This window comes from Paenibacillus sp. ACRSA, assembly GCF_022346845.1.
Taxonomy (GTDB): Bacteria; Bacillota; Bacilli; order Paenibacillales; family Paenibacillaceae; genus Paenibacillus.
Genome location: NZ_JAKRNP010000006.1, coordinates 190808 through 215191, shown reverse-complemented (window position 1 = coordinate 215191; position 24384 = coordinate 190808). Strand labels below are relative to the sequence as shown.

The window sequence follows — 24384 nt, the reverse complement described above, 5'->3', positions numbered from 1 at the left end:
AAGGATAAATAATCCCATTCCCCTTATGATAATAATTGTTCAGAGAGCCGCGTTTGATTACGAAGGATGCCTAGAAGCATATCGAGAAGGAGTGAGTGGGACATGTTCATTTTGGAAGCGAAGAAAATATATAAAGTATATGGAGATAAATTTAACAAACAAGAGGTATTAAGAGGTATTGATCTGGGGGTGCGAAAAGGGGAGTTTGTTGGCATCATGGGACCTTCCGGATCAGGCAAAACAACCTTGTTAAATGTGCTGTCCTCGATTGATCGTGTCAGTCAAGGCACGATAGAGATTGAGGGTAAAGAATTTACTGGGATGAAGGAGAAGCAGCTCGCTGAATTCCGTAAACAACATCTCGGTTTTATATTCCAGGAGTACAATCTGCTGGACACACTTACGGTTAAGGAAAATGTACTTCTGCCACTCTCCGTCACGGGCATAGCGAAACAAGAGGCACATCGTAGATTCGACCACATTGCAGGGGAATTAGGAATTGCTGAACTAAAAGATAAATATCCGTCTGAAATCTCGGGTGGGCAGAAACAGAGGACTTCGGCTGCACGCGCATTCGTTCATGATCCCAGTATTATTTTTGCAGATGAGCCGACAGGAGCATTGGATTCCAAATCAGCTTCGGATCTGCTTGGTAAGCTCAGTAATATGAATACTAAACATCAGGCAACGATTATTATGGTTACGCATGATCCAGGCGCTGCGAGCTATTGTAGCAGAGTTATTTTTATTCGCGATGGACAGATATACACCCAATTGAACCGAGGGGACGAGTCACGTCAGATCTTCTTTAATGATATTATCAAAACGCAGGGTGTACTGGGTGGTGTGCAGCAATGAGTCTACACTACATTATTTTTCGCAATCTACGCAAAAATCTGAAAAATTATTATCTTTATGTTTTTGCACTAATTTTTAGCGTTTCCTTATATTTTTCATTTGTGACATTACAGTACGATTCATCCATGACAGAAGTCGAGAACTCCGTTAAAGGTGCAGCTGCAATAGGTACATCATCGGTGTTATTAATCGTCATTGTAGCCATTTTTCTGTTATATGCCAATACGATCTTTATCAAACGTCGCAGTAAGGAGATTGGATTGTTTCAGCTTATTGGATTAACCAAAGGTAAAATTTTTCGGATTTTGAGTGTAGAGAATTTCATTCTTTATTTCGGTTCTATGATTATTGGTGTGTTGATCGGATTCCTTGGATCAAAGCTGATCCTCATGATTTTATTCAAAATTATTGGTGTAGATGCCATTACGAAGTTGGTCTTCTCTCCGATGGCGTTAGTTCAGACGATCATTGTTTTTGTTGCATTGTACATGCTGATCATGTTGATGAACTACACCTTCATTCGAGCACAGAGTATTCTTTCGCTCTTTCGAGTCTCTTCAACCTCGGAGCAGCGACAAAGCCAGATGTCAACGGGGCAGGTTATCGTAGGTGTATTAGGGATTATCCTCATCGTATTCGGCTATGTCTTGTCAGCCCAATTGTTCAGTGGAGCCGCACTCGATATGCACCAATTGATGGTCACGATGCTTGTGATCCTGTTTTCTGTTATATTGGGCACTTATCTGTTCTACAAAGGTTCCGTTAGTTTTCTGTTTAATCTGATTCGCAAAAGAAAACAGGGTTACCTATCTATTCATGAGGTGTTATCGTTATCATCTATTATGTTCCGCATGAAGTCGAATGCCTTGTTGTTGACCATTATTACAACGGTCTCGGCTCTTGCAATTGGCATGTTGTCTCTAACATATATTTCATATTATTCGGCAGAAGCTCAAGCGCGAGAGAGTGTGCCAGAGGATTTTTCGTTTGCACAAGCGAATGTGAAGAATCGATTTGTAGCTGAATTGGATCAGCGAGAGATTGCTTATGAGGTAAAGCACAGACAACCGATTTTCATTGAAATTGATGGAAAAGATATCATGAATGAATCTCAAGGTAAGGAGTTTTTGTACAGCAGTGTCGTGAGCGACCAGATGGTGGATGACTTGGATCTCACCCCGGGTGAAGTGGTCTTTATGGGGTATGGAAACGTCGTTCGGCAATTAATTCCGATTCGGGAAAAAGGGTCTATTGTTCTGCATGGGATGAATCATAGTATTGATCAGGAGTTAATTGGAACCTCGAAGCAGGGAGTACTCCCTACGTATTATACGAAAGGAACACCGGTCGCTGTGGTGGACGAAGCGGTCTATCAACAGCTTCAACAGGATCTCGATCCTAAGCTGCAGGAGGAAGATGAGGTCAATTACTACGGTGTACAGATTGTAAGCTCTGCGCAGGCGGAGGAAGCATACACGATATATACGGAACTAGACTTGCAAGTGCCTAATTTCGCTCAGATCGAAATTCGCAACAATCAGCGCACCAATATGGGACTTATTATGTTTATCGTAGGTTTCTTAGGTCTGACCTTCCTAATTACCTCAGGATGTATTCTATACTTCAAACAAATGAACGAAAGTGAAGAAGAAAAGCCGAATTACACGATACTCCGTAAGCTCGGCTTCACCCAAGCCAATCTGTTACGCGGTATTCAATTGAAGCAATTGTTTAACTTTGGTATCCCGTTAGTTATTGGATTGAGTCATAGTTATTTTGCGGTGAAGTCGGGCTGGTTCTTCTTCGGTACTGAGCTCGTGACACCAATGGTGATCGTGATGATTGTATATACGATGTTGTATTCGATGTTTGGGTTATTATCTGTCTTGTATTATAAACGTGTGATTAGAGAATCATTGTAGATCAGAGATCAGGAGAAGAGAATCATCTCAGCATACGTATAAACAGCCTTAGTTTGGTATCCTATCGGATTACCTGAGCTAAGGTTGTTTAGGAGTTACAAGACACGCCCGAGTCATTTACTAATGGAAAAAAAGGAGGATCAAGGAAGTGTAGCGAAATAATGATCAGGTGGATGGTACTTTACATATGAAAGAATGCTTCGATACTGAGGCGATAAGATAAGAGTTTATAGAAGGGATGGTAGAACAGAATCATGTCCAATCATAACTTAAATTCAAGTACTGCAGAAGATTCTCAGTATGTTCGTCAGCAATTAATAGCGTATAATGCAAGTCATATATCGGCTGAACTCAGAGATCGGTATGAGGAACTAAACTTCCATGTGAAAAATGAGGCTGGCGAGATTGTGGCAGGTATACTCAGTACACTATGCTGGAACTGGATTGAAATCGACATTTTGTGGGTAAATCCAGATCAGCGTCAGCAAGGTTTTGGTTCACAGCTTCTGCTTGAGGTGGAACAACTTGCGCGTGCGAAGCAATGTGACTTTGTTATGCTAAACACATTTTCCTTTCAAGCACCAGAATTTTACAAGAAGCATGGGTACACAATCACGACAGTTATTGAGAATGCCCCAACAGGGCACACACACTATTATTTTAAGAAAGAACTTTAAATGAGCCATTGTGTAATCGTTTAAGGTCAACAGGGGGTATTCCATCATGGTAACCGTAAGAGCTATTGAACTTCAAGATCTGCCAGCATTAAGTCAGCTATACAATGAATTGATGGAGACACCAACGAATGAGGTTCAGATGCAGAAGATGTTTCGATACATTCAACAGAATGGGCACTACTATATCCTCGGAGCATTCTATGAGGGCAAGCTGGTCGGCTCTGTGATGGGTATTGAGTGTATGGATCTGGTAGGTCAGTGCAAACCTTTTATGGTGGTGGAGAATGTGATTGTATCTGAGCAGGTGCGTAGGCAGGGAATTGGCCAAAAGCTTATGCTACAGATCGAACGAATCGCTAGAGATCTCGCATGTGGTTATATGATTCTGGTATCTGGCGATCAGCGGAAGGAAGCACATCAGTTTTATGAGAAGCTAGGGTTCAAGGATGAGAAGGTTCAGGGGTACAGGAAGCAATTTAGCTGATCTCGTCTGAGGCTGTTACATATTCACATGGATTCCAATGGAGCATGCTCTCACAAAGGAGGTTTTATACATTATGCGTGTGATTGATAACATTAAAGTTTGGGGGGAACCGCTGGAGAATGCAGTGAGTCAGGCTGTGACTTGCTCGCAGTATGGAGATGTGCTTGGTGTGGCATTAATGGCGGATCATCATAAAGGATATTCTCAGCCCATTGGTGGTGTGGTCGCCTACCGTAATATGATTAGTCCTTCAGGTGTGGGATACGATATTGCCTGTGGTAACAAGGCGGTACGTACGAATCTAATGTGGGACGATATTGCTCACGGGATTGCGAAGATGATGGATGAGATTAACCGGGTCGTTTCATTTGGGGTGGGACGGAACAATCCAACACCGATTGACCACGAATTGTTTGATGATACGAGCTGGAAGCTATTTGATACCATCGAGCCTAAGCTAGAGCAGAAGTTAAAGACGCTGGCACGCAACCAACTCGGAACCGTGGGCAGTGGTAATCATTTTGTTGATATTTTCGTGGAAGAAGCTACGGGCAAGATCTGGATTGCCAATCACTTCGGAAGTCGTGGATTCGGTCATAAAGTGGCGAGTGGCTTCCTCAACTTGGCAGCAGGGCGTGAGTTCAGTGGGAAATCGCCTGGTGAGTCGATGGATCAACCCCCTACACTGTTTGATCTAGGTAGCGAAATGGGTGATATGTACTGGAAGGCGATGACCCTTGCGGGTAGGTATGCATATGCAGGACGTGACTACGTCATCGAACAGGTACTGGATATCCTCGGAGCTCGCAGCGAATACGCTGTCCATAACCACCATAACTTTGCATGGAAAGAAAAGCATTTTGGCGAAGAAACGGTTGTAGTAAGAAAAGGTGCAACACCGTTATCCCCAGGACAGCTTGGTTTTGTTGGAGGAAGCATGGGTGATATTTCGGTCATTGTCGAAGGAATTCACAGCGATGAGAATACGGAGTCTTTCCGTAGCACAGTACATGGAGCAGGACGAATTATGAGTCGTACACAGGCTGCTGGCAAAATGAATTATAAGCTCCGCACACGTATGGGCGGAGAGATTAGTGAAGAACAGATGCAACAAGCCATCCGTGCGTATGGCGTAGAACTGCGTGGTGCAGGAACAGATGAAAGTCCGTTCGTGTATAAGAAGCTGCAGGATGTGCTCCATGCCCATGCAAGTACCTTGAAAGTGAATCATATTCTGCGTCCTGTTGGCGTGGCCATGGCCGGGGGCAATGAGTTTGACCCGTACAAGGATTAATATCTAAAGAAGGTGAATCCATTGAAAAATTGTGCCTTATACAGCTCACAGTTTGACTTAGAGCAAGTTCATGAACTTCTTCGGTCATTGTATCCCCAAGATCGGATAGAGCTGAATGAAGATAAAACACATATTACCGTAACTCATAAGAAATGGTTTAGCAAAAAAAACAAAGGATTCAACATCATGACGAGTCGAACGCAACCGGAACAATTTACAGCTATGATCCAAGGCATGATGAATTTTCTTGGTCAGATTGATGCAAACCGTCCTCAACTCCAGGAGAAAGTATTAATCAAATGCTCGACCTTAAATATGGTTATTGGCATTGAGACGGATGAGGACATATCCGAGGAGTTTTTCAATGAGCTGTTGCAGCTGGCGGATCAGCTTGATGCGCTGATCTTCTGGGGCGGTGGCTCTCTATTGAATGCTCAAGGACAATTGTTACTTGATACGAACGGTGATTCGGAAGTTGAAGATTACACAGTAACTGCACATCCAAGCCTACTAGAAGATGCTCGACCTCAGTCTGCATTTGGTATTCAGCGTAAGGAGCGCTCTGAACGTATTTTGACCGAACAGGGCATTCCATTCAATCCACATTTGCCTGCCAGAGCTGGAGAGGAACATACCAGAATCCGAACACTTGACGAAGTGGCAAGGCGAGCAGTGGCTCTATGTCTTACGGCTCTCAAGGGGGAATGTTTGGGTGCGGGTGAGAGTGCTGAAGATACCACCGCACTTGTCCAAGAGGTCATTGATAAGTATGATGCAGATTCATTCTTTTCTCCAGCAGAGCGAAGGTTTATTCATCAGCATGGAGCGGAGCAGCAGGAGGTAATTTCCTTCTCGTGGGGATATGAAGCTTATTATGTTATGCTCTGGGCTCTTGGTTATGTTCAAGAATTAGGGGCTCCAACACAACTATGTAACGTAGGACAAGCGGTAGGGTACTTGCAGCAATGTGACACATTTGAAGAGTTTATATCCCAAGCTTCGTTCCGTAGTGCAAGCGAAATCCTAGATGAAGCAGATTTAATCTATCGGTATAACTGGGTCTGTGTAGACAGTCGAGTGAAAGAAACTACACCGCCTGCGGGTCTGAATGGCGGAGTTGCCTACGAACGACATCGGGCATTGAATTGGTTAATCTGTTATCTGGATCAAGAGTGGGATGATGTTAGAACGGATACCTAAGCGCGCTTAGGCTGATAAATTAAAGATGGAAAACGCAAATACCCTCATGCTAATTCAGGAATGGCATGGGGTATTTGTATTGCTTTTTATAGTGATAGTTTCAATTGGGCTACATGTAATATAGATCAGCCGCTATGTCGGCCGAACTGTTCTCGAATAATAACATCTGCGAGAATAAGCTTTTTTTCTACATTACTTTCGGGATTAATAATGCGCCATAACATCTGATCCACTGCACGCGCACCAAGCAACTCCTTGTTGACGTTCACACTAGCGAGCACAGGAATGTCGTTGTATACATTATCAAAACCCGTGACAACACATTGATCAGGTACACGGATGCCCATACCTTCTAATGTCTCAATGGTAGAGAGGGCATAGAAGTCATTGGCGCACACAAATACTTCAGGCAAATTGGACTCGTTAAACAGTGAACTGAAGGTCTTACGAAAGTCCTCAAGATCTGGGCTGCTAAGCTCGGGAATCTGGTTGAGTTCAATTCCGTGTCCCATAAGGACTGAGCTGTAGGCAAGCCAGCGTTCATAGAAGCTGTGTGCATCATGGATGTTACCTACAAACTGGAAACGTTTGAACCCCTTACGAAGCAGGTAGAGCATAATGTCACGCATCGATGCAAAATTATCTGTGAAAATACTGTCACTATGGAAGACGGGATCTAGATGATCGACCATGACCACAGGTATACCCAACCGTTTAATTTCAAGCAGGATCGGTGTGGAGATGGAGCCCACCGTAATAATGCCGCGAATGGCATCTGGATTTAATAACGTGAATAATTGGTCAGCAGAAGGCTCTGTCAGTGTCAGTATATTAATACCCTTCTGATTGAGCCGAGAGGATATCCCATTAAAGACGGGACCCCAGTACACGGATTCCTGATTCTGATAACGGACGTTAGGAAACAAAATCAAAATCGTCCCGCTCCAACGTATGTTTTGTGGATCATTAAGATCATTACTATTGTGGACATCCCCAGATAACGCAGCGTTATCTTTGAAATATCCAAGCTTGCCGGCGGCTTTAAGGATAACATCCCGTGTCTGGTCACTAACTCCTGATTTTCCAGACAACGCGCGTGAAACCGCAAATTTCGACAAGCCCGTAAAGTGTGCAATTTCCTGGATTGTTACCTTCGTCTTCATCATACCATCCTTACACTCGTAGTTCTGCCGTATTGTCTACAACGAATTATGAAACTGATTCTAGTATACATGATTAATTTCCTTGAATCGAATTACAGACAGACATTTCAAGAGGATAGCTCTAGGTTGGCTTAAGCAGAAGTGAAATCCATAGATGAGAGAAAATGAACAAAAATCAAGGCGAATTTTGTCTAAAAAATTATGTTTTGTTATTTTTAATAAATAACAAATACAAAATAATGATTGGTTCTTCATTCGTGTGTACTCAATAGGTGATATGAATAATATGCTTTGATATAAGCGTTTTTATTGTCTGTAATTGCATTCTAACAGAAGAAATAGAAAATGTTAACAACAAAAATGTTGACGCTTACATTGTGCTATGTTAAATTTTGTTTGTTGAAACCAAACGAGAAAATAACAAATGGTGGTGGTCATGTATTTTCTTTAGGGTATATGGGAGGTATCGGTTTCGGTTTGTCCATGATTTGTAAACACATTTGGGGAGGTTGTTCTAATCATGATTAGAAAACGGAGCTTTTTTCCTATTCTTTTATTGGTGTTCATGCTTATTGTATCCGCTTGCAGTGGAGGGGGGACAGCGCAGAACGCCACGGAACAGGAAGGTACGGCGAATTCAGGCAATACCACAGAAACGGTAGAAGCAAGCACAGAAGCTGAAGAGCCTGCGGCTGATGTTCCGAATCTTAACGGCCGTGTCATTAAGGTTGCAGCATGGTGGGATCTAAAACCAGCTGGAGAGACTGCGTCCGACAAAGCACGTCTGGACAAAATTGCTGAGGTTGAGAAGAAATACAACGTGACCATCGAATTCGTAAATGTACCGTTTGAAGAGTACATGAACAAATTCACAACGACTGCCCTTGCTGGCGAACCGTTCGCAGATATTGTACAGATGGAATATAAATCTGCACTCCCGGCTGTACTCAAAGGCCAGTTATTGCCAGTCTCTGAGTTTACCACTAGTGAGAACAACATCAATCAGGAAGCTAACCTGATGACTCGATTCCCGTCCATTGCAGGTAATGATTACGCATTTGACTCACCGACAAGTATTGGTCTGGGTCTTCACTATAACCGTGATTTATTCAAGAAACTATCGCTGCCTGATCCACAGGAACTGTACAACAACGGTGAGTGGAATTGGGATAAATTCATGGAACTTGCTAAACAAGCAACCAAAGATACGGATAACGATGGCAAGATCGATGTCTATGGATATTCCGGCTGGGCAATCGATGCACTTCGTCACTTTACGGCAGCCAATGGCGGTACGATCGTAGATGACGGAAATTCCAAAGAAGGCTTGTCTGATCCGAAAACGATTGAAGCGGCTGAATTCATCAAACGCCTGTATAACGTGGAGAATGTTGTGAAAGTGAAAACAGGCGACAAAACGAACTGGGAAGAAAGTAACACATTCAAAGATGGAGACGTTGCTCTTTTCACTGCGGCAGAATGGCAATTAGGAGATCTGACCTTCGCTGCTGGCGTAGTACCTATTCCGAATGGTCCTCAGGGCGATAAGTCTGTAACGTATGCAAACAATGCGGCAGCAGCGAAGTTTATTCCTAAAGGTGTAGAAGATCCGAAGATTGTATACCAAATTTATGAAGAGACCTTCGACATTCCACAGATTGAAGAATACCCAGGTCAAGATTACCTGGAGAGTCTCTACTCAGACGAGAAGGACATCGCGATGATTCGTGAGCATATTGCTGGCACAGGTCGCATCTTGCTGGATGATGCCTATGCAGGTTATCCAATCGGTGATTATGTAAACGATATCATCAAAAACAATGCATCCGTTACGGCAACAGCAGAGAAGTATAAAGCACAGGCTCAAGCTGCTGTAGATAAGCTGAGTAAACAATAATACCAGCAGTAATGGGGGTACCTCGTATCTAAGATGCAGGAGTACCCCTCTTCCTAAATTCCAAAAAAAAGGAACGCTGGCATCAGCCTTGATGAGGAGGACTCGTAGGATGGCTGGAATTCTACAACGAAAGAAATGGATCCTGCCTGCCGTAATGGTCATCGCAGCAGCCGGGGTGATTTTTTATTTCACATCGGGGACAGATGCCGAAAGTGCGGATGTTCCACCCGGCGGTTTGCCGGCCATTGAAGTGGATGCTATCTTGCAGCAGACAAGGCAGAAGAAGGGGTATGAGCAATATTTGTCTAAAGTAGGCGAAGCTGCTCGGCCGAATGTGGATATTACGATTGAAGCTGGGGAGTATACACGAGCCAGTGACGGCGAGGTGCAGACACTCGATCATTACGAGGGTTTGGAAGGAACATCGCTACATACGGGTGAGACCGGAGAGGTCGACTGGATGATCAGCGTACCAGAATCGGGATGGTACAACCTTTCTGCAACGTATTTCCCTGTAGAGGGCAAGAGTTCCGCGATTGAGCGTGCACTGTACATTGATGGTGAACTTCCGTTCGCGGAAGCCGCCTATTTGCAGTTTGATCGGGTATGGAGCAATGAGAAGGATGAGGTTCAGCAGGATAATCAAGGGAACGATCTTCGACCTAAACAGGTGGAGAAACCGCGTTGGATCGAAGAGATATTTCAGGATTCGGACGGTTATGAACAAGCACCATTCAAGTTTTATTTGGAAAAAGGGGAGCATACGCTAACGCTGAAATCTTCTCGGGAACCGATGGTTATACGATCGTTACGACTGTTCAATGACCAATCGATAGCTCCGTATTCGGAGCTGGCACAAGCACAGAATAGCGATTCATTCCCACAACCGAAGGATGTGCTCATTCGCATAGAAGGGGAGGCAGCCGTTGCCAAGTCTTCTCCAACGTTATATCCAACTAGCGAAAGATCAAGTTCAGCAGTGTCTCCTTACAGCGCTTCCCAGGTACGAATCAATACGATTGGCGGCTATAACTGGCGTTTGCCGGGACAATGGATTGAATGGGAAGTGGATGTGCCGGAGGATGGACTTTATCATATCGGATTTACGGCGCAGCAAAATTTTGTGAAAGGGATCTATTCCACTCGTAAGCTGACCATTGATGGCGAGGTTCCATTTGCCGAAATGATGAAAGCTCCTTTTCGGTATCAGAGCGATTATCGTGTAGATGTGATGGGTGGAGATGAACCTTATAAGTTCTTGCTGGAAAAGGGCAAACATGTTATTCGACTGGAGAACAGCCTGGGGGACTTCGCACCACTTATCCGCAATGTAGAGGATAGCTTATACAATCTGAACTCTATGTACCGGCGAATTCTGATGATCACAGGTACTAAGCCTGATGAGTTCAGGGATTACCGGGTGGAGAAGCAGATTCCGAATCTGCTGGAAGTGTTCAGTGGTGAGAGTGAGCGTTTACGAGAAGTGGCTGCTCAGCTTCGCATTTTATCCGGTCAATCGAGTGATCAGGAAGCGCTGATCAAAACGATGGCTCAGCAGCTCGATGAGATGATTGAGAAGCCGGATACCATTCCGAGAAGACTCGCTGCTTACAAAACGAATACAGGTGGACTCGGTACATGGGTGCAGCAAGCGAGAGAACAACCACTGGAGATTGACGCACTCTACGTTACCTCGCTAGATCGTAATATTCCTGAATCAGGCATGGGACCAATGGCCAAGATCGGACATGAAGCGAAAACGTTCTACAATTCATTTTTCATCGATTATAACCAGATCGGAAACGTTGCTACATCAGCGGATCAGCGGACAGTGACTGTCTGGATCGGTAGTGGGCGAGATCAAGCGAATACGATGAAAGCAATGATTGATGAGACGTTTACACCTGAGAGCGGCATCAATGTCAATCTGAAGCTAGTGAATATGGGAACGTTGTTGCCAGCGACGTTATCAGGCGAAGGGCCAGACATTGCGATGCAGATTGGTAATGACCTGCCTGTGAACTTTGCGATGCGGAATTCGGCAATGGATCTGACACAGTTTAGTGATTATGACGCGGTGGAACAGGAGTTTAGGGAAAGTGCGATCGTTCCATATGCCTATGATTCTGGTGTGTATGCACTCCCCGAAACGCAGACGTTCAATATGTTGTTCTATCGTAAAGATGTGCTTGCTGAGCTCGGTCTTGAGGTGCCTCAGACGTGGGATGATGTGGAGAGCTTACTTGCGATCCTGAGCAAAAATCATATGGAATTTGGCATGCCGATTGTAACACAGGCGAACATGCAAGGTGTCAATATTCCGCCGAACTCACAGTACGCAACGATGCTGTTGCAAAATGGCGGTGCGTTCTATCGAAATAACGATAAGGAATCGGATCTGGATTCTCGCATCGGAATTGAGACGTTCAAGAAATGGACGGAGTTCTATACCGATTACAAGCTGGAACGAGAATATGATTTTGCCAATCGATTCCGTACCGGTCAGATGCCGATTGGTTTAACGGATTACACCATGTATAACCAGCTATCTGTCTTTGCACCTGAGATTCGTGGACTGTGGGGATTCGTGCCTGTGCCGGGAACCGTTCAGGATGATGGAACACTGAATCGTGATGTGCCAGGTGGTGGTACTGCGGTCATGATGTTACAGAGTGCGAAGGATCAAGACGCCGCATGGGAATTTATGAAATGGTGGACCAGTACACCGATTCAAGCGGAATTCGGACGTGAGATGGAAGGCTTGATGGGAGCCGCTGCACGTTATCCGACTGCGAATATAAAAGCACTGGATTCACTTCCGTGGCCTGCTGAGGATTACGCTAATTTAAAGGCGCAATTCGAAACGGTGAAAGGTATTCCTGAAGTGCCAGGCGGTTACTTTACAGGACGCCATCTGTTTAATGCGTTTTACAAAACAGTCGTAGGTCAGGTGGAAGCAAGGGAATCCATTATGGACTACACCCAGTATATTCAGGACGAGATTCGGATCAAGCGTAATGAATTTGGTCTTCCGTAAGCAGAGGGAGGGTTAACAGTGTCACAAATATCACTCCGAGACGGACAAAACAGTCCTCCTGAGAAAAAGCCAACGATGGGCATGAAATCATGGTGGAGATGGAAGATTCAGGAAATGAAGGCCAGCAAACATTCCTATGTGCTGCTCGCTCCTTATATGATCCTGTTCATCATGTTCACCGTGATTCCCGTTGTCATCTCAATCATATTGAGTTTCACCTATTTTAACATGCTGGAATTTCCGAAATTTATTGGCTGGCAAAACTATACGCGCTTATTTCTGGAAGATGACGTATTTCTCATTGCGATCAAAAATACGTTACTGTTTGCCATTATTACAGGGCCGATCAGTTATATTGCTTGTTTCGTGTTTGCCTGGATTATTAATGAGTTGACTCCGAAATGGAGAGCGTTTATGACGTTGATTTTCTACGCGCCTTCCATTTCGGGCAATGTCTATTTTATCTGGCTGATGATCTTCTCGGGAGATCGGTACGGGATTGCGAACGGTCTCTTAATTAAATGGGGATTTCTACTCGAACCGATCCAATGGTTGAAGACCGAAGCCTACATTATGCCGATCCTCATTCTAGTGCAATTGTGGCTCAGTCTAGGAACAGGATTTCTCGCGTTTATCGCAGGTCTACAGACGGTAGATCGGACGTTGTATGAAGCAGGGGCTGTAGATGGAATCAAGAACCGTTGGCAGGAGTTATGGTACATTACGCTGCCTTCGATGCGGCCACAGCTGATGTTTGGTGCAGTTATTCAATTAACGACCTCCTTCGCTGTAGCGGACGTATCCATTGCACTGGCAGGCTTCCCGAGTGTTAACTATGCTGCTGAGACGGTTGTTACACATTTGATTGATTTTGGTACCACGCGGTTTGAGATGGGGTATGCCTCAGCCATAGCGACAGTGCTCTTTATGATTATGGTAGGCACGAACTTGCTGGTACAGAAACTTCTGAGAAGGGTGGGAGAGTAACGATATGGCCGCCATTACAACAGCCAAAAAGCGGGTGAACCGCTCATTATCCGGAAGCATCTCCCTGTTTGCCCTTCTACTGGTGTTCGGAGCGTTCATGGTACTGCCGCTCATCTATGCGATCAATAATGCGTTCAAGCCACTGGATGAGATCTTTACTTTTCCACCGACCCTATTTGTTAAAAACCCAACGTTAAGCAACTTCACCGATTTGCTGAACCTGCTTAGCGATTCATGGGTTCCATTCTCACGTTATATTTTCAACACGGTATTTATTACAGGAATCGGCATCGTGGGTCACGTGCTGCTGGCTTCTGCGGCAGCTTACCCACTTGCCAAACACAAGTTTCCGGGCAAAGTATTCATGTTTCAGGTGGTTGTACTTTCCTTGATGTTCACTCCTGCCGTGACGGCAATCCCGAACTATATGATCATGTCATGGTTAGGATGGATCGATACGTATTGGGCTGTTATCATTCCGGCGTTTGCCTATTCGCTGGGTCTGTATCTCATGAAGCAATTCATGGAACAGATTCCGGATGCATTGCTGGAAGCAGCTAAGATTGATGGCGCAAGTGAGTATCGTATTTTCTGGTCGATCGTCATGCCGAATGTGAAGCCAGCGTGGCTTACTTTGATTATTCTGTTATTCCAGATGCTGTGGGGAAGCGATGGCAATGGATATATCTATAGTGAGCAGTTGAAGACCTTGCATTATGCTGCAGGGCAGATCATTCAAGGCGGAATTTCCCGTGCCGGAGCAGGTGCAGCGGTTGCATTGATCTTGATGAGTGTGCCAATTACGCTGTTTATTTTCTCGCAGAGCCGCATCATTGAGACGATGGCAAGCTCAGGCATGAAGGATTAAGGGGGAACGATATGGCACGCACAGTGAAAAGATGGCTAAGTCTTCTGGCGGCAGTATCCCTGTTGCTGGTGAATGCCATGCCTGCGGCAGCCTCCCCGGCGCCGTATGACAGTTATAACTACAACTACTGGAAAGAAGCGGTTCCTTCACCGGATGCTTACCTGCCTGAGCGAACCATTTCAGGCAGCGATCTGGGGATTGGCGAATTCAAAGATCCTGGTGATATCAACGTCTCATCATCCGGTCAGATCTATATTTTGGACAGTGGTAACAGCCGCATCGTCGTCATGGATGCAAACTACAAGCTGTTACGCGTTATTGAAGGTTTTATGCTGGATGGCAGCAAGGAGGCATTTAGCGTTCCAAGCGGACTATTTGTAGACGAAGAGGAACAGATTTACATTGCAGATACCGGCAACAGTCGCGTCGTTGTGTTAGATGCAGAAGGAAACCTGGTACATACCATTACGAAGCCAGAATCGGACATTTTGGCGACTGATTTTCAGTTTCAGCCTTTGAAGCTGACCGTGGATCGTGTGGGCCGGGTATACGTTGTGGCACAGGGTGTATATGAGGGCATTATGCAGTTTGATGAGAACGGTCAATTCATTGGTTATGTAGGAACAAACAAGGTTGAACGGGATTATGGCGAATATATATGGCGCATGTTGTCAACTAAAGCTCAACGGGCTCAGATGGTTCTCTTTGTACCAACCGAGTTCTCGAATGCAGATATCGACCATAAGGGATTCGTATACGCCACCAACATTGATCCAGGTTCGAATGAACCGATCAAGCGGTTGAATCCGTCGGGCGAGGATGTACTCAAACGATTCGGTTACTACGATGTCAAAGGGGACATTCGCTTCCGAAATAGTACCGGGCCATCCAAGTTAATTGATGTGAAGGTGTTAGGCAACGGCATGTACAGTGTGTTGGACGCTACGCAGAACCGAGTGTTCACTTATGATGATGAAGGTCATCTGCTGTATATCTACGGGGGCAAGGGTAACCAGGTCGGTACACTCAAGACTCCTGTTGCAATTGAGCAATTCGGTGATCATTCGTTAGTGCTGGATCGAGGCAAAAGCAATTTAGTGGTCTATGAGCCTACACGATTCGGTTCAACGGTGAATCAGGCTGTTGCTCTGCACTATCAGGGCGAGGACACGGAGGCGGTGCATCTCTGGAAAGAGGTTCTTAAGCTGAACGCTAACTATGATATTGCTTATATCGGCATTGGTAAGTCATTGCTGATGGAGAAGAAAAACGAAGAGGCTCTGGGTTACTTTGAGTTGGGCATGGATCGCAAGAGTTATTCTGTCGCATTCAAACGACATCGGAGAGAGGTCATGAAAGAGAATTTTGGCACATTTCTAACGGTTGCTATTGTGGCGGTCTTTGTTCTGATCCTTGTTCGATTGGCGGTTAAATGGAAACGGAGGAGGCAGATCGATCGTGAAGCAGGATTACATTAAGTTTCCGTTGCACCTCATTTTTCACCCCATTGATGCATTCTGGGATCTGAAGTCGGATAACCGGGGTAGGTTAGCTGTTGCTTTTAGTGCACTTGTGCTGACGATTATCATTATGATTTTGCAAAAACAGTACGCAGGTTTTCTGGTCAACTATTCGGACCCGCGGACACTGAACAGCATTCAGGAGATCTTAACGATTGTTGTACCGTTCTTTCTCTGGTGCACAGCCAATTGGGCCATCACAACCCTAATGGAGGGGGAAGGCAAGTTCAAAGAAATTGTGCTTGCGACAGGTTACTCGCTCATCCCACTTATTTTGATTTATGCACCAATGATTGTGATTAGTCGGTTTATGGTTCAGGAAGAAACGGCTTTCTATTATCTGCTGACAACGATTGCTTTTATCTGGTTTGTGCTCTTGTTGTTCATCGGTACAATGACGGTTCATCAGTACACTGTTATCAAAACCGTTATTACGATGGTGCTGACCGTCATTGTTATGGGGATCATCATTTTCCTTGGAGCGCTAGTGTTTAGCATGCTTCAGCAATTATTCGAATTTGGCTACAACATCTATCGTGAATTGATCTTTCGGACATAAAGGAGGCGGCATCGGTGAACAAAAAGCAACGACTATACACGGTGCTGGCCGGCGGTGTAGCTGTGGTGATCATTGCAGCCGGGCTGTTGTATATCAATAACCGGGGCATTCCTGCTGTAGAAGTTGCAGCTTATGCCCAGACAACAACGGAAGCGCAGCCAACCGAGGTGGAAGCACTTCGTTTCTTGACAGACGCATCTGAGGGCGTTCCGGGTATGAAGCTGGTGGCCGAGGACACGGGTCTTGCACTCTACTACAATGAAGAGACGACCGAAATAGCAGTTCGTGACGGAAACAGCGGACAGATCTGGTATAGCAATCCGGAAGCGCGGAATGAGGATGGTCTGGCCTCGGGATATGAGAAAGAGGTATTGTCCTCTCAGCTCAACGTTTCCTTCCGTGATGCAATCGGTACGTTGGAGAATTACCCCAATTTTAGCTCCAGTATTAGTAACAAACAATTTGTCGCTTCTAATATTGAACAGGGAGTTCGTGTGAACTATACCCTTGGGGATACTTCGCTCGGCATTAATGCGTTGCCTAAACTGATCAGTAAACAGCGGTTGGAAGAAAAGGTTCTCTCCAAGCTGGATGAAACCGCAGCCCGGTATACATCTGCCCGCTATTACCCAAGCCAAGCGAATCCAGATGTGCTGGAAAGATTGGATGGACAGATTTCTAAACAGCTTGTTCTGAACAAGATGTTGGATGCATTTGAGACCGCAGGATACAGTGAAGAAGATCTAGCCTATGACAATCAGGAGAATGGTGTCGAGGGTGGAGGCACGTCGGAGAAGCCTAGTTTCGAAATTCCTGTGGAGTATCGGTTAGAGGAAGGAACACTTCTTGTAACTGTACCGCTGAGTCAGGTAAAAGAGAGTGGGCAATACCGGATTCGTAATATTGATCTGCTCGCTTATTTTGGAGCTGCCGATGCTGAAGAAGAGGGATATATGTTTGTACCTGATGGTTCAGGCAGCCTGATCCATCTGAACAATGGGAAGATCAAGGAAGAGCAGTATGTGCAACGTGTCTACGGTATGGATCCCAACGATAATTCTCTTAGTCGGCCGCAAGTGAGTGAGTCTGCTCATATGCCTGTCTTTGGACTGAAGAGCGGTGATCGTGCTTGGTTTGCCATCATTGAGAAGGGTGATGCGATGGCTAGCATTGCCGCAGATATCGGTGGCAGACAGAATAGCTACAACCACGTATATAGCAGCTTCTCCTTACGCGGTGAGGATGAATTGGAGATGTATACGTCGCAGAAAATGCAGGAGATTCAGTTACTTAGTGAAGAACCGTTTCGCGGAGATATTCAAGTGCGCTATCAATTCCTTCAAGGGAATGATGCCAGTTATTCCGGGATGGCGAGGTTATACCAGCAACAGCTAATGAATCAAGATGTATTGAAACCATTGGTTGATCAAGAGGATATTCCTTTCTATGTGAACGTGCTTGGTGCGGTGGACAAAAGGGCTTCTTTCCTAGGGGTACCTTATCGGACTACATTAGCGATGACCACTTATGAGCAAGCGGGCACCATTGCAGAAGAGCTTCAGCAAAAGGGTCTGAAGCACGTGCAAATGCGATATCAGGGATGGTTTGGTGGGGGATTCAGTCATCATACACCAACACGAGTGAAGCTGGATTCGGAAGTGGGGAGTTCATCGGAGTTGAAGCAGCTCTCTGAGCAATTGCGTGAATCAGGTGGTGCGTTGTTCCCGGATGTGGCTTTTCAGCATATCTATCACAACGATTCTCGTTTTGCACCTTCCGCAGATGCGGCGCGTTTTGTCACCAAGGAGACCGCTCAGCTGTATCCTTACAATCCTGCCTTGAACCGAATGGATCAGAGCAAAGACTACCACTATCTGCTCTCGGCAGCCAAGCTTCCATATGTAGTCAGTGAGTTCGCTGAGAAGGTAGGCAAGTTGGAGCTACAAGGGTTATCCCTGCGTGATCTCGGTCAGGTGCTAAGCTCGGATTATCGGGATAGTCGTGTCATTCATAGGGAGACGGCGAAGAACATTGTGCAAGAACAGCTTGAAAAGTTACAGCAGACTTACCCGAATATGATGCTTGCATCAGCTAATGCATATGCCTGGGGCTACGCGCAGCATATTGTGGATGTGCCAGGAGGCTCAAGCCGGTTTAATATCACGGATGAGGAAGTACCGTTTTACGAGATGGTTATTCATGGATACAAAGACTATGCTGCTTCACCTATGAATACTTCAGGAGATCAAGATTTGCGCAAACAATTGCTGCGTAGTCTGGAGCTCGGAGCAGCACCGCAATTTCAATGGACCTATGAGCCATCATCACTCCTGAAGCTGACGAACTACGATTCGGCGTATGCTACGGACTATGCGTACTGGGTGGATGAAGCTGTAGAGTTATATCAAGAAGCCAATGAAGTACTCCGTGGTTTGAGAACCCAAACGATCGTAGATCATAAGCGGATACAGGACGGGGTTGTGCAGGTCAATTACAGTGGTGGTGCACAGATCCTCGTTAACTATACCTCAGAGCCAGTTACGGTGGATAACATCGTTGTGGGTGCGGCGGATTACGCGCTGAAAGGAGTTAACCGATGAGAACGATTCGATTATCGCTAAAATCACGGAGAGCGTTGCTTGGCCTCGCATTTATTTCACCATGGCTGCTAGGCTTCATCTTTCTCTTCGTAACACCGTTGCTGCAATCGATTCGGTTCAGTTTGAGTAATTTATCGGTTGCCCCTGGAGGATATGTACTGGATTTCGTTGGGTTGAAAAACTTCAAGGATGCGATCCTAGTCGATGCAACCTTTAACCGTATTTTGTTAGATTCTGTCGGCGCGATGTTACTGAATGTCCCGATGATCCTGTTTTTTAGTTTGTTCACGGCGACATTATTGAACCAGAAGTTTAAGGGGAGAACGATGGCACGTGCGATTTTCTTTCTTCCCGTCATTCTGGCTTCAAGTGCAGTAGCAGCGGCTGAGTCTGCGGGGTTGATTAATATGATGGGGGATGTCTCTGCTGTCGATTCTTCCGTGGACGGAGGCGCGTCCTTTAACGTTGTATCTATTGTGCGCATGCTCTCTGACGTGGGATTACCTATGGCTTATGTTGACTATATTGTGGAAGCTATTATGCGTATTTACGAGATCGTCAGCAGTTCAGGTGTGCAGATCCTGATCTTTCTTGCCGCACTGCAGTCTGTGCCTGGTTCAATGTACGAGGTAGCCAAGATTGAAGGCGCGACAGCTTATGAGTCGTTCTGGAAAATTACATTCCCCATGGTTAGCCCGCTGATTCTGACGAATGTCATCTATACCATTATCGATTCATTTGCTGGAAGTCCGGTCACGGAGGCTATTTATCAGACGGCATTCAAAACCCAAAACTTCGGTCTCAGCTCGGCTATGTCCTGGCTATACACGATCGTCATTGGACTCGTGCTTGTTGTTGTCGGCTGGGTGTTGTCCCGGCGCGTTCATTATAACTAACAGACCGTTTAGATTACGCCTGAAGGAGGCATTAGACTATGGCTGCGTCCGGAACAGATCGCATGGTAGTCGTCCCCAAAGAAAACGTTCATATGCATAGGGTGCGAAACAAAACATCGGACCTGCTCTATTCCATCTTCCGATATGCACTGGTAATTGGAATTTCGTTTATTATCCTATATCCATTGTTTCTCAAAATTTCGGTTACCTTCAAGGATAAGCAGGATATTTATAATCCAACGATCTATATGATTCCGCAGCATTTCACGTTGGATAATATTAAGCTTGCTGCGCAGGTAATGGATTACCTGCCTTTGCTTGCGAACACGCTCTTATTTGTAACCATCACCACCATACTCACGGCAATATCTTGTGCTCTTGCTGGATATGGGTTTGCGCGTTTTTCTTTTCCGGGCAGTAATGTGTTATTTGTACTCGTCATTCTTACGATTTTGGTGCCGACCAGCACCTTGATGGTGCCGATGTATCTGCACTTCCGTAGCTTTGACTTTATGGGTATTATTCATCTGTTTACCGGGCGAGATGGGATTAATTTGCTCAATACGTACTGGCCGTCCATTATTACAGCAGCAACTGCGGGAGGGTTAAAGGCAGGTTTGTTCATTTATATTTTCCGTCAGTTCTTCAAAGGCATGCCTAAAGAGATCGAAGAAGCCGCATTGATCGACGGTGCGGGTGGATTTCGAACATTTGCTAGAATTATGTTACCCAATGCCATATCACCGCTGATTACAGTCATTCTGTTTTCATTTGTATGGCAGTATAACGATACATTCTACTCGGCATTGTTCATGAGTGAGAGCCCACTTATCTCACTTAAGGTCGCTTCATTACCTGCACAGGCGAACCAATTGATTCCGCAACTGATGGGCTTTGGTTCCAACTCAGGTATGAAGGCAGACCCGAACTATGTTGCGATGATTGTAGACACAGGCATTTTGCTCGCTATTGCACCGTTAATTATTTTGTATTTGTTTGTACAGCGGTATTTCGTTGAGAGTATCGAGCGTTCTGGAATCGTTGGTTAACACAGCAGGACTCAAGTTCTTCAATAAGAACTTGGGTCTGTTGTTTGTTATGCTGATATCTAACCTAATCTTAGATGAAAAGGGGGGGGACATATGTTGTGCGAGAGCGGCAAGACCGATTTTAACGCCTATCATTATTTTGATAAAAGGGTTGGGCCATTTCGTAATCTTTCCAGTCTACCTGAGCAGGAAGCAGAGGAGATTAGCAATCAGCTTCGACAAGAAGGGTTGAGCTTTGCTAGCAAACGTTCAGATGATTATATGATGATTCGTAGAGAGCTTGAAATGAAGGCGTATGAGCAATTTGTCGCCAAAGGGGGAAAGCCAATGCATACGTTTCCTCACTATATGACATTAGGAGCATGTAATTGGCTTGAATCTTGGTATATGGAATCGGCGTGTGTTCGTATTCCGTGGGAATATCTGAATGAGGCTTATGTCAGTTTCACCTACGGAGATCTGTTCCCAACGATGAGATATACAGACGGTAAACCATATCGCAAACAGGTGTTTACTAAAAGCGAAATTGTGGACGTTATTCATCGATATGGATGGCCGCAGGAGTGGAATCGTCAGGGCAATCTTGGCCCAGAGCGCTACATTGAAGTTCAGGTGTGGGATAAGCGCATAATCGAGCCTTATATAGGTTGTTCCAAAAGTCCGCTTTTGAATACGAAGGATACCTAACGGCATCTCAGCGTCGAAGATGGGATTCAGCCGAAATAAGTAGATGCTTACGAAGGTTTTTTCCTTCGGAAACAATGTAGTTGCTCACGTAGCTTGATCTACGCTCCACTACTCCATTTTTATCTTCACTTCAACAGGATAAGTCCCGTTGTTTAACGAATACGATAGAGAAACGAGCTTTCCTAATCCAATTACTAGAGAGGTTGAAATTCATGAATCTATTTGAGCAATGTTCAGGTCAAACGTTATCCTCCAATTTGCAATGGTTGAATGAGCCAGCAGAGTGGTTCATTCAGGATGGAGAAGTCACGATTACCGTTCCACCAATAAGTGATTTTTTCATTGATCCAGCAGGTGCGGCGGTAAAAGCTTCTGCGCCATACCTACATACAGTGATTAAGGGTGATTTCAGTATTGTTGCAAGAATAGAGGTGGATATGAGAGAACAGTATGATTCGGGGTGTCTGATGATTATGGCAGATGATGTACACTGGGCTAAAGTATGTTTTGAATTTTTCGAAGGTCAGCCTTCTATTCTGAGTGTTGTGACACGAGGGGATTCCGATGATTGCGTATCATCCCCTGTAGACGTGAACAAGCCATATTTGCGCATTGCTCGCGCGGGTAACAGCTTTGCGTTCCATTACTCACAGGATGGCGAGAAGTGGAAGCTGGTTCGATATTTTGGCATGGAATGTCCTGAAGAGATTAAGGTGGGTATTGTCGCCCAATCTCCTGTCGGACAGGGAAGCAAGTCAACATTTACAGAGGTACAGCTTCAGTATGGTGTAGACACAGATATTCGCCGTGTGAAGTGACGGATATCTGTGTTTATAAGCTATTTCACTCGAATCAATAATCCGAACAAACCCAGTACAGCAAAAGTCAGAAACGCAATTGTATTGGAGAACATTTCAATGGTGTATCCTGCCATGGAAGAGCCTAAGAATTGTCCAACTCCGAGCGCGAGGAAAGCAAGGCTAATCCCAATGGATACATTTGGAGTGAAGAGTCTTGTTGCCCAAACGATAAATACACTAGTTAGGAATATATATGTGCTGCCAAACATGATCGCTGAAGTTAGACTAGCAGTCATCGAAGGCAGTAGGATAACCCCAAGTGAGAGGGACAAGAGCAGAATCCCTAGTCGGTAAGACCGGCGAATTTCAATGCGTTCAATAATACGTCCGGCACATCCACCGAGTATGCCCATTACCCCCATAACGATCCAGAAAAGGACAGCTTCCGAATCGGAGGCTCCTTTTTCGTCTGTAAGGAAATTTCGGGCAAACGTCCAATAGATTGCAGAACTAAAACCTGTTAACAGACAAGCCATGAGTAACGCAGCACCGGGTCGGGTTGGCTTCATACATGCCCAGATCGATTTGGTGCAAGGGAGTGTTTTGGTCGCTGGGATGACACGTCTATTCCATAACAGAACGATAATACCGATCGCGGCAAATATAATATAGGTTAAACGCCAGTAATCGGTCAACAGCCAATAGAGCGGACCGGAGACAACGATTCCGAAGCTGGTTCCTGTATTGATCCAACTGTTACCTCTCGCCTGTAAATGAGGTGCAAGTTCGGCATTAACAGTATTACCGAGAGCAGGGGAAGCCCAGCCTGTGCTTAGACCAGCGAGAAAGACGCTGAATGCAAGCACCCATGCATTCTGAGATAGAGCAATACCTATTAATCCAAGCACAGCACTGATTCCAGCCAATTGAAGAACATAATGATGCCCTCTGTGATTAATGATTAATGGAGCAGTCAGAAGGGACAGACAGTATGCAATGTAGGTTCCTGAGTTAATCGCACCCGAAGCGGCATCGTTTAATTGCAGCGCTTCTGAAATTTCCGGCATAAACAGCCCATAACTGAAACGCCCAAAGGCGTAACATACAGCGATAAGTGCAATGCCTGGAAAGATGATTTTTTTCAATTGATTCACCGCCTTTTAGATAGAACGATCATTATATTTCTTGCGAAATAAAAAAGTGAGTTGAATTACTAACTCACCCTGTGTACTAGGATTTGAAACTTTTTTCCGTCATGTGAATCAGTTCTCTGCAGACATTATGTACATCTTCTGTTTCGGCAAGTGCAGTCGAGCCCTCCAGCAGCAGGATAAACTGCAACAACTCTCGGTCACTCAGCGAGGGATTTAATTTTTTGATCAGGGTCATTACATGTTTTTTATGTGCATTTACCGTTTGTACGATGACATGATCGGCGGCTCCTCCAAACTCTTCCTTAGCACGCAAAAACAAACATCCTCTGTTCTCATGTTCCATGAGCCAGCGTGCATGTCCTTCAGCTAAATTAAGGAAGATGGGCTTCGATTGGTTGTCCGCATATTGCCGCAGTTGTTCGAGATAGCGCTGCTCCCGTCGCAGTAGTACTTCGACAATGAGGTCATCCTTGGATTCGAAGTGGTTGTATAGTGTCATAATCGCGATTTCTGCATCTGTAATAATACGCTTTAAGCCGATGGCATGAAATCCATGGAGATAGAACAACTTTTCAGCTACATTTAACAGCATTTCCTTTTTGCTGCTCATCATCAATCATACTCCTTCCACTAGAAGATAGAACGATCATTATATCTGGTATGTTATATCCATTCATTTGAATTGTCAATTTATGTGAATATATCGAAGATATCTTTATTCTCAGCTGTAGA

At 45.1% G+C, this 24384-nt stretch carries 20 protein-coding genes; 17 read left to right on the top strand and 3 right to left on the bottom strand.

The window, feature by feature from the left end; all coding sequences use genetic code 11:
- Nucleotides 1-102: 102 nt before the first annotated feature.
- From MH215_RS18725 to MH215_RS18700, 6 genes are all read left to right on the top strand, one after another.
- A complete protein-coding gene (locus MH215_RS18725; protein WP_239292559.1) occupies nucleotides 103-858 on the top strand; it encodes an ABC transporter ATP-binding protein in 756 nt (251 codons plus the stop codon).
- On the top strand, nucleotides 855-2780 hold the full coding sequence (locus MH215_RS18720; protein WP_239292557.1) for an ABC transporter permease: 1926 nt from the start codon (nucleotides 855-857) through the stop codon (nucleotides 2778-2780). The genes MH215_RS18725 and MH215_RS18720 overlap by 4 nt, the downstream gene beginning before the upstream one ends.
- A gap of 254 nt (nucleotides 2781-3034) precedes the next feature.
- Nucleotides 3035-3457, top strand: coding sequence for a GNAT family N-acetyltransferase (locus tag MH215_RS18715; protein ID WP_239292555.1), 423 nt, complete (start codon nucleotides 3035-3037; stop codon nucleotides 3455-3457).
- A gap of 46 nt (nucleotides 3458-3503) precedes the next feature.
- Nucleotides 3504-3941: a GNAT family N-acetyltransferase gene (locus tag MH215_RS18710; RefSeq protein WP_239292553.1), complete on the top strand. Its 438-nt coding sequence runs from the start codon at nucleotides 3504-3506 to the stop codon at nucleotides 3939-3941.
- Between the two features lie 73 nt (nucleotides 3942-4014).
- The gene (locus MH215_RS18705; RefSeq protein ID WP_239292551.1) at nucleotides 4015-5235 is read left to right on the top strand and encodes an RtcB family protein; all 1221 of its coding nucleotides are present in this window, start codon (nucleotides 4015-4017) and stop codon (nucleotides 5233-5235) included.
- Nucleotides 5236-5421: 186 nt separating this feature from the next.
- The gene (locus MH215_RS18700) at nucleotides 5422-6435 is read left to right on the top strand and encodes a DUF4272 domain-containing protein (RefSeq protein ID WP_239292540.1); all 1014 of its coding nucleotides are present in this window, start codon (nucleotides 5422-5424) and stop codon (nucleotides 6433-6435) included.
- Nucleotides 6436-6560: 125 nt separating this feature from the next.
- Here MH215_RS18700 and MH215_RS18695 read toward each other — a convergent pair whose 3' ends face one another.
- Complete coding sequence (locus tag MH215_RS18695) at nucleotides 6561-7601, bottom strand: LacI family DNA-binding transcriptional regulator (RefSeq protein ID WP_239292538.1); 1041 nt, start codon at nucleotides 7599-7601, stop codon at nucleotides 6561-6563.
- Nucleotides 7602-8118: 517 nt separating this feature from the next.
- Here MH215_RS18695 and MH215_RS18690 point away from each other — a divergent pair.
- From MH215_RS18690 to MH215_RS18640, 11 genes are all read left to right on the top strand, one after another.
- Nucleotides 8119-9495, top strand: a complete 1377-nt coding sequence (locus MH215_RS18690; protein ID WP_239292535.1) for an ABC transporter substrate-binding protein — start codon at nucleotides 8119-8121, stop codon at nucleotides 9493-9495.
- A 109-nt stretch (nucleotides 9496-9604) separates the two neighbouring features.
- Nucleotides 9605-12532 carry an extracellular solute-binding protein gene (locus MH215_RS18685; RefSeq protein WP_239292523.1) on the top strand — a complete coding sequence of 976 codons (2928 nt, stop codon included), beginning with the start codon at nucleotides 9605-9607 and terminating at the stop codon, nucleotides 12530-12532.
- A gap of 75 nt (nucleotides 12533-12607) precedes the next feature.
- Complete coding sequence (locus MH215_RS18680) at nucleotides 12608-13519, top strand: carbohydrate ABC transporter permease (RefSeq protein WP_239292876.1); 912 nt, start codon at nucleotides 12608-12610, stop codon at nucleotides 13517-13519.
- Nucleotides 13520-13523: 4 nt separating this feature from the next.
- Complete coding sequence (locus MH215_RS18675) at nucleotides 13524-14387, top strand: carbohydrate ABC transporter permease (protein WP_128101020.1); 864 nt, start codon at nucleotides 13524-13526, stop codon at nucleotides 14385-14387.
- Between the two features lie 11 nt (nucleotides 14388-14398).
- On the top strand, nucleotides 14399-15865 hold the full coding sequence (locus MH215_RS18670) for an NHL repeat-containing protein (protein WP_239292521.1): 1467 nt from the start codon (nucleotides 14399-14401) through the stop codon (nucleotides 15863-15865).
- Nucleotides 15846-16466 carry a Yip1 family protein gene (locus MH215_RS18665; RefSeq protein WP_145048028.1) on the top strand — a complete coding sequence of 207 codons (621 nt, stop codon included), beginning with the start codon at nucleotides 15846-15848 and terminating at the stop codon, nucleotides 16464-16466. The genes MH215_RS18670 and MH215_RS18665 overlap by 20 nt, the downstream gene beginning before the upstream one ends.
- Before the next feature lie 14 nt (nucleotides 16467-16480).
- Nucleotides 16481-19066, top strand: coding sequence for a DUF5696 domain-containing protein (locus tag MH215_RS18660; protein ID WP_239292519.1), 2586 nt, complete (start codon nucleotides 16481-16483; stop codon nucleotides 19064-19066).
- Nucleotides 19063-19962 (top strand): carbohydrate ABC transporter permease, encoded by a 900-nt coding sequence (locus tag MH215_RS18655; protein ID WP_056698787.1) that lies wholly within the window; start codon nucleotides 19063-19065, stop codon nucleotides 19960-19962. The genes MH215_RS18660 and MH215_RS18655 overlap by 4 nt, the downstream gene beginning before the upstream one ends.
- Before the next feature lie 38 nt (nucleotides 19963-20000).
- The gene (locus tag MH215_RS18650) at nucleotides 20001-21011 is read left to right on the top strand and encodes a carbohydrate ABC transporter permease (protein WP_239292517.1); all 1011 of its coding nucleotides are present in this window, start codon (nucleotides 20001-20003) and stop codon (nucleotides 21009-21011) included.
- Nucleotides 21012-21104: 93 nt separating this feature from the next.
- On the top strand, nucleotides 21105-21698 hold the full coding sequence (locus MH215_RS18645) for a hypothetical protein (RefSeq protein WP_056698784.1): 594 nt from the start codon (nucleotides 21105-21107) through the stop codon (nucleotides 21696-21698).
- A gap of 212 nt (nucleotides 21699-21910) precedes the next feature.
- On the top strand, nucleotides 21911-22516 hold the full coding sequence (locus tag MH215_RS18640; protein WP_239292515.1) for a DUF1349 domain-containing protein: 606 nt from the start codon (nucleotides 21911-21913) through the stop codon (nucleotides 22514-22516).
- Between the two features lie 20 nt (nucleotides 22517-22536).
- On the opposite strand, the gene MH215_RS18635 is transcribed toward MH215_RS18640, so the two are convergent.
- Together MH215_RS18635 and MH215_RS18630 are read right to left on the bottom strand one after the other, a co-directional pair.
- Nucleotides 22537-23643, bottom strand: coding sequence for an MFS transporter (locus tag MH215_RS18635; protein WP_056698778.1), 1107 nt, complete (start codon nucleotides 23641-23643; stop codon nucleotides 22537-22539).
- An 85-nt stretch (nucleotides 23644-23728) separates the two neighbouring features.
- On the bottom strand, nucleotides 23729-24265 hold the full coding sequence (locus tag MH215_RS18630; protein WP_235540667.1) for a TetR/AcrR family transcriptional regulator: 537 nt from the start codon (nucleotides 24263-24265) through the stop codon (nucleotides 23729-23731).
- Between the last annotated feature and the right edge of the window lie 119 nt (nucleotides 24266-24384).

Bases quoted from the DNA above. Each gene is read 5' to 3' on its own strand.
- MH215_RS18640 (WP_239292515.1), top strand. From the start codon at position 21,911: ATGAATCTATTTGAGCAATGTTCAGGTCAAACGTTATCCTCCAATTTG.
- MH215_RS18695 (WP_239292538.1), bottom strand. From the start codon at position 7,601: ATGATGAAGACGAAGGTAACAATCCAGGAAATTGCACACTTTACGGGC.
- MH215_RS18655 (WP_056698787.1), top strand. From the start codon at position 19,063: ATGAGAACGATTCGATTATCGCTAAAATCACGGAGAGCGTTGCTTGGC.
- MH215_RS18725 (WP_239292559.1), top strand. From the start codon at position 103: ATGTTCATTTTGGAAGCGAAGAAAATATATAAAGTATATGGAGATAAA.
- MH215_RS18685 (WP_239292523.1), top strand. From the start codon at position 9,605: ATGGCTGGAATTCTACAACGAAAGAAATGGATCCTGCCTGCCGTAATG.
- MH215_RS18680 (WP_239292876.1), top strand. From the start codon at position 12,608: ATGGGCATGAAATCATGGTGGAGATGGAAGATTCAGGAAATGAAGGCC.
- MH215_RS18710 (WP_239292553.1), top strand. From the start codon at position 3,504: ATGGTAACCGTAAGAGCTATTGAACTTCAAGATCTGCCAGCATTAAGT.
- MH215_RS18670 (WP_239292521.1), top strand. From the start codon at position 14,399: ATGGCACGCACAGTGAAAAGATGGCTAAGTCTTCTGGCGGCAGTATCC.
- MH215_RS18690 (WP_239292535.1), top strand. From the start codon at position 8,119: ATGATTAGAAAACGGAGCTTTTTTCCTATTCTTTTATTGGTGTTCATG.
- MH215_RS18705 (WP_239292551.1), top strand. From the start codon at position 4,015: ATGCGTGTGATTGATAACATTAAAGTTTGGGGGGAACCGCTGGAGAAT.
- MH215_RS18720 (WP_239292557.1), top strand. From the start codon at position 855: ATGAGTCTACACTACATTATTTTTCGCAATCTACGCAAAAATCTGAAA.
- MH215_RS18675 (WP_128101020.1), top strand. From the start codon at position 13,524: ATGGCCGCCATTACAACAGCCAAAAAGCGGGTGAACCGCTCATTATCC.
- MH215_RS18630 (WP_235540667.1), bottom strand. From the start codon at position 24,265: ATGATGAGCAGCAAAAAGGAAATGCTGTTAAATGTAGCTGAAAAGTTG.
- MH215_RS18715 (WP_239292555.1), top strand. From the start codon at position 3,035: ATGTCCAATCATAACTTAAATTCAAGTACTGCAGAAGATTCTCAGTAT.
- MH215_RS18645 (WP_056698784.1), top strand. From the start codon at position 21,105: ATGTTGTGCGAGAGCGGCAAGACCGATTTTAACGCCTATCATTATTTT.
- MH215_RS18650 (WP_239292517.1), top strand. From the start codon at position 20,001: ATGGCTGCGTCCGGAACAGATCGCATGGTAGTCGTCCCCAAAGAAAAC.
- MH215_RS18700 (WP_239292540.1), top strand. From the start codon at position 5,422: ATGACGAGTCGAACGCAACCGGAACAATTTACAGCTATGATCCAAGGC.